Below are 6151 nucleotides of genomic sequence, written 5' to 3' on the forward strand. Positions count from 1 at the left end.
CCGGCCGCCAGGTTGCGCCGGTAGAAGGCGTTGGAATCCTCCGCCGTGGAGAAGCCGGCGTACTGGCGCACGGTCCAGGGCTGGTTCACGTACATGGTCGGGTAGGGGCCGCGCAGGAACGGCGCGACGCCCGGCCAGGTGTCGAGGGCGTCGAGACCCGCACGGTCCTCGGGGCCATAGGCTCCTCTGACCGCGATGCCCTCCGGCGTCAGCCAGGGCTCCGAAGCAGCCTGGGAGGAGGGCGCCAGGGGAGCGGCGGAGAAAGCGACGCTCGAGAAGTCCGGGATGCTGGTCATTGGCTTGCACCCATTCGAGGCGCTGCAATTAGTTCGTCCATGAACGCATAGGTTTTATAGATGAATGCTGGCAGGTCGCAGCCGCTGTAGATGAAGTCCTGGATGCCCGCCGAGCGGAGTGCGTCCTCCCGCATGATCGGACGACCCACCATATACACGAGCAAGCCCCCTGCCCTTCTAAGTGCGCGCGCTGTCTCCTCAACTACAGTCTCGTTGGGTGTAATCGCCTCATCTGCGAGAGCGAAGTAAACCTCATCGGAGGAACAGATGCAGGCACTTTGAGCACCCGATGCGGCAAAGGCAGCTGTAAGGGCATGAAGAGATGGGAAGCCGTCGTTCGTGACGGCTTCGATGCCGCCGGCCTCGAAGAAATTCTTGGCGAAGGTCGCCCGGGCCGTGAAGGCCGCGATCGGCCCGAGATTCGCCAAGAACACCCTCGGGCGCTCCCCGGTCCGGGCGCGATAGGCGTCCGCGCGGTCGCGCAGGCGCTCGAACGGCTCCGCCGTCCGGATCGACGGCAGGGGCGCGATGGAGACGGGCGCCAAGCCGGCCGCGGTGCCGACGAGCTGGATCAGGGGCGTGCCCTGTCCGGCCATGCCGACGAGAGACGCGAAGTCGGTCTCGGTCGAGGCGGGAGACGACGCCGACGCGGTGGGGGCCGCGTTCGCCTCGGCTGCGGGCATCGGCAGCAGCACGGCCACATCGGCCTCATGGATGTTCGGGAACTCGCTCGTGCCGGTGATCGGCTCCCGGCGGGTGGCGACGGCTTTTGCCCGCTGGGAACACACGGCCGCGATGCGGGCCTGGAGCATGCCGGACTTGAGACTTTCGAGAATGCCGCCCTCGCGCTCGATCTCCTGGAACAGGCTCCAGGCCTTCTCGCACAAGACGTCCGTGAGCGTCTCGAAGCCGCCCGCGCCCGCGGCCGGGTCGGCCACGCGGGCAAGGTTCGACTCGTCGAGCAGGATCAGCTGCGTGTTGCGCGCGATCCGGCGGGCGAAGGCATCGGGCAGGCCCAGCGCCGCCGTGAAGGGCAGCACGGTGATCGCGTCCGCCCCGCCGATGCCGGCGGAGAAGGCGGCGATCGTCGTGCGCAGGATATTCACCCAAGGGTCGCGCCGGGTGGTCATGCGCCAGGCGGTCTCAGCGTGCAGGCGGATCGGCTTCGGCTCGAGGCCGCAGGCCTGCTCCACGCGCGCCCACAGGCGGCGAAGCGCCCGCAGCTTCGCCACGGTGAGGAACTCGTCCGCATCGGCCACGAGGAGGAAGGACAGCGCCCGGCGTGCCGCGTCGAGCGGATGGCCTTGCGCGTCGAGCGCCCGCAAGGTGGCGATGCCCGTCGCGAGCACGGCCGCGAGTTCCTGCGCCTCGCTGGCGCCGGCCTCGTGGTAGACGCGTCCATCGGCCAGGAAGGTGCGTCCGGCAAAGCCCTGCGCGGTCAGATGCTCAAGCGTGTCGCCCATGCGCCGGGCCATGGCGTCCCAAGACGCGGACATCCGCCCTTGCGCCGCCATGGCCCCGATGGGATCGAGGCCGAGATCGAGGGAGAGGTCGGAGAAATTATGGCCGCGCCGCTCGGCGAGCGCCAGTATCAGTGCCGCCATCTGGCGGCCGTGGCCGCCCGCATCGACGCGCAGGTGAACGAGGTCGAGCATCACTCCCGACAGCACCCGGTCGAGATCGTTGAGGCTCTCGACCCGCACGCCGAATCCGCGGGCCGCGGGAGCCTTGTGGGTCGCGAGCGTCAGTGCATCGGCGCCGCCTTCGAGATCGAGGAGAGCCAGTTCGTTGGCCTTCGCCGGGTCGGGATGGTCGATCCGCTGCGACACGAGCCAGCGGCCGGGCTGCTCGCGCACAACGGGCGTCGATCTTTCCGCCTTCGGATAGAGGGGCTGGATGGCGATCCCGTCATGGCTGCGCGAGACGAGCTTCTTCTCGAAGTCCGCGCCCTTGAGCACGCCCTCGACCAGTCTGAGCCATTGCTCGCGGGTCGCTTGCGGGAAATCGGCGGCTAAGGTCAGGTCGTCCACATCTGCCATCAGGTAAACTCCATGATGGTGGCATCAACCGCGAGGCTGTCCCCTTCCTTGGCGTGGATCATCGAGATCGTGCCGTCGCGCTCCGCGCGCAGGACGTTCTCCATCTTCATGGCCTCCACGATGCAGAGGGGCTCGCCGGCCTTGACCTCCTGTCCCTGGCTTACGCTGATCGCCTTCACGAGCCCCGGCATCGGGCAGAGCAGGAGCTTGCCCGTATCGGCCTCAAGCCGCTCCGGCATCAGGGCCGCCAGTTCAGCCTCGCGCTTCGTGTAGACCCGCACCTCGGCCGAGGTGCCCGCATGGGACAGGACGACCCCGTTGAGGATCGGCCGCACCTGGAAGGCGACGGGCTCCCCACCCACCGTCCCGTTCCAAACGGGCTGACCGGGCACCCAGCCCGAGACGATCGGCCAGGCCTGGCCATCGATGACCACCGCGAAGCCGCCCTCGATGTCCTCGATCACGGCCTCATGCCGCTCCTTGCCCAGGAGCACGACGCGCTCGCGATCGAACTGCACGCTCGCAGCCTGCCGCATCTGACCGGAGATGTGTCGCTTGCGCTCGTTGAGCAGGTGATCGATGGCGGCGCCCACGGCCGCCATGCGCAGGGCCACCTCGCCCTCCGGGGGCGGCACCTTGAACCCCTGCGGGAACTCCTCGGCGATGAAGCCGGTGGACAGCTGGCCCGATTGCCAGCGCGGATGCTGCATGAGGGCCGACAGGAACGGGATATTGTGGCGGATGCCTTCGATGGCGAAGGCATCGAGCGCAGTCGCCTGAGCCTCGATGGCCTGGAGGCGGGTCGGGGCGTGTGTCACCAGCTTGGCGATCATCGGATCGTAGTAGATCGAGATCTCGCCGCCCTCGTTGACGCCCGTGTCGTTGCGCACCGTCACGCCACCCTGCTCGCCCTCGCGCGGCGGGCGATAGGTGACGAGGCGACCGGTCGAGGGCAGGAAGTTCCGGACCGGGTCTTCCGCGTAGATGCGGCTTTCCACCGCCCAGCCGTTCAGCTTCACATCCGCCTGCGTTAGACTGAGGCGCTCGCCCGCGGCGACGCGGATCATTTCCTCCACGAGGTCGATGCCGGTGATCATCTCGGTCACCGGATGCTCCACCTGAAGGCGGGTGTTCATCTCGAGGAAGTAGAACGACTTGTCCTGGCCGGCCACGAACTCCACCGTGCCGGCGGAATCGTAAGCAACGGCCTTGGCCAGCGCGACCGCCTGCTCGCCCATCAGGCGGCGGGTGGCCTCGTCGAGAAGCGGCGACGGCGCCTCCTCGATGACCTTCTGGTTGCGGCGCTGGATCGAGCACTCGCGCTCGCCGAGATAGATCACGTTGCCGTGCTTGTCGCCCAGCACCTGAATTTCGATGTGACGCGGATCGGTGATGAACTTTTCGATGAAGACCCGATCATCGCCGAAGGAGCTTGCCGCCTCCGACTTGGCGCGGGCGAAGCCCTCGGCGACCTCGCCGGCCGAGTGGGCGATGCGCATGCCCTTGCCGCCACCGCCCGCCGAGGCTTTGATCATGACCGGGTAGCCGATCTCGTCGGCGATCTTGACCGCCTGCTCCGGGCCCTCGATCACCCCGAGACAGCCCGGCACGGTGGAGACCTTCGCGGCCGCCGCCGCCTTCTTCGATTCGATCTTGTCGCCCATGGCCGCGATAGCGCCGGGATTCGGGCCGATGAACACGATGCCGGCCTCGGCCAGGGCTCTCGGGAAGGCCTCGCGTTCGGACAGGAAGCCGTAGCCCGGATGGACCGCTTGGGCGCCGGTCGCCTTGCAGGCTTCGATGATCTTCTCGATCACGAGATAGGACTCGGCCGCTGCGGCGGGTCCGATGTGGACGGCCTCGTCGGCCATGTCCACGTGAAGCGCGTCGCGGTCGGCATCCGAATAGACGGCCACGGTCTTGATGCCCATGCGCCGGGCTGTCTTGATGACCCGGCAGGCAATCTCGCCCCGGTTCGCAATCAGGATCTTGTCGAACATTGCGTGGTCTTCGTCTTGGCCCTCCGACATGATTCTGTTGGAGAGCATTCCTCAGGAAAGTGCGAGCTAGATGGCGCGGGCTGTCATTCGGGTCAAAACCGCTTCCAGAGTAACTTTGACAGCTTCCGCAGGAAGGAAGATCAGGAGGCCCGCGGACAGTGCCTTCTCGAAGCCAATCAGTGTCGAGAGCCAAGCCGTTCCAAGAACCATAATGATGGCGTCACCCAACAGAAGAACACCGAACGCTGCGACAACCGAGTGCATTGCTCCACGCTCGCTTAGGGATCCGACAACGCCGGTAGCGACGACGAAGCCCGCAAGGTAGCCAGCAGTCGGGCCTCCAAAACAGGCAAGGCCTCCACCGCTTTGGAATACCGGCAATCCAACTGCCCCCTCGACAAGGTACGCAGCGACCGTTGCGGTTCCTAAACGACCGCCGTATACGACCGCGAGAGCGAGGACCATAAATGATTGCATAGACATCTTCACTGGCCAGAACGGCACTTGGATGTGAGCCGAGACTGCCAGCAGAATCGTGCCGATGAGAACAAGTAAGACGATGCGTAGGCGAGTATTGCCCGGTATTTGAACCCAGAGCCTATTTGCGAGTGTCCGGGATGACATTTGACTCCGAACCATAGGCTTCTCCTCATTCTGTTCAGGTGTAATCTGGAGATAGAAAGAACGGATCGAGCTCTACCGGCGGGCTTGAATCACTAGAGCGGCCACATAATCTGAATGTGTCAGAAGATTTACAGCATCAGGATCAAGGCTACTGACGGCCAATAGGAGCTGCAAAATCTCGTCGATAGGTTCATCTGCGTGACCCTGCCTACCCCTCCCATCAACAAATTCAATGAGCAGCTGAGAGACATCATCGATTTGGATAGAGGCTCGCGTCCGTGAGGCGATGGTCATTGGGTGCTCCTCTCACAGGGGAATGTTATCGTGCTTCTTCCAGGGGCGCTCGCTCTCCTTGTGGCGGAGCATCGCCAGCGCCCGGGCGATCCGACGGCGCGTGGAATGGGGCATGATCACCTCGTCGATGTAGCCCCGTTCGGCCGCCACGAAGGGCGACATGAAGCGGTCCTCGTATTCCTTGGTACGGGCCGCGATCTTGTCCTGGTCGCCGAGATCCTGGCGGAAGATGATCTCCACCGCGCCCTTGGCGCCCATCACGGCGATCTGCGCGGTCGGCCAGGCGTAGTTGATGTCGCCGCCGATATGCTTCGAGGCCATCACGTCATAGGCGCCGCCGAAGGCTTTTCGCGTGATCACGGTAACGAGCGGCACGGTCGCCTCGGAATAGGCGAAGAGCAGCTTGGCGCCGTGCTTGATGAGGCCGCCATATTCCTGCGCGGTGCCCGGCAGGAAGCCCGGCACGTCCTCGAAGGTGACGATCGGGATGTTGAAGGCGTCGCAGAAGCGCACGAAGCGCGCGGCCTTGCGCGAGGCATCGGAGTCGAGCACGCCCGCCAGCACCATCGGCTGGTTGGCCACGAAGCCCACGGTGCGCCCTTCCACGCGGCCGAAGCCAGTGATCATGTTCCGGGCGAAGGATTCCTGGATCTCGAAGAAGTCGCCCTCGTCCACGACCTTCAGGATCAGCTCCTTCATGTCGTAGGGCTTGTTCGGGTTGTCCGGGATCAGGGTGTCGAGGCTGTCGTCGGTGCGGTTGGGATCATCGAAGCTCGGGATCTCCGGCACGCCGTCCTGATTGTTGGCGGGCAGGAAATCGATGAGGCGGCGCACCTGCAGAAGCGCCTCGACGTCGTTGTCGTAGGCGCCGTCCGCCACCGAGGACTTGGTGGTGTGC

General features: G+C 65.3%; 5 protein-coding genes and 1 pseudogene. All 6 read right to left on the reverse strand.

What is annotated here, in order from left to right:
* Positions 1 to 296, reverse strand: a 296-nt coding sequence (locus tag OCW50_RS32720; RefSeq protein ID WP_262300368.1) for a methylmalonyl-CoA mutase family protein, incomplete at its 3' end; no start/stop codon positions are given.
* Entirely contained in the window at positions 293 to 2326 is a 2034-nt protein-coding gene (locus tag OCW50_RS32725) for a methylmalonyl-CoA mutase subunit beta (protein WP_262266288.1), read from the reverse strand. The genes OCW50_RS32725 and OCW50_RS32720, both read right to left, overlap by 4 nt.
* Before the next feature lie 8 nt (positions 2327 to 2334).
* A complete protein-coding gene (locus tag OCW50_RS33625) occupies positions 2335 to 2883 on the reverse strand; it encodes a biotin/lipoyl-containing protein (protein ID WP_373371187.1) in 549 nt (182 codons plus the stop codon).
* A pseudogene (locus tag OCW50_RS32730) lies at positions 2869 to 4335 on the reverse strand (acetyl-CoA carboxylase biotin carboxylase subunit); the annotation flags it as partial. The gene OCW50_RS33625 and the pseudogene OCW50_RS32730, both read right to left, overlap by 15 nt.
* A 66-nt stretch (positions 4336 to 4401) precedes the next feature.
* Positions 4402 to 4974, reverse strand: a complete 573-nt coding sequence (locus tag OCW50_RS32735; protein WP_210804893.1) for a biotin transporter BioY — start codon at positions 4972 to 4974, stop codon at positions 4402 to 4404.
* 291 nt (positions 4975 to 5265) lie between these two features.
* On the reverse strand, positions 5266 to 6151 hold an 886-nt coding region (locus OCW50_RS32740), incomplete at its 5' end, for an acyl-CoA carboxylase subunit beta (protein WP_315974517.1).

Origin of the sequence: Microvirga sesbaniae (assembly GCF_025460805.1) — a bacterium.
Taxonomy (GTDB): domain Bacteria; phylum Pseudomonadota; class Alphaproteobacteria; order Rhizobiales; family Beijerinckiaceae; genus Microvirga; species Microvirga sesbaniae.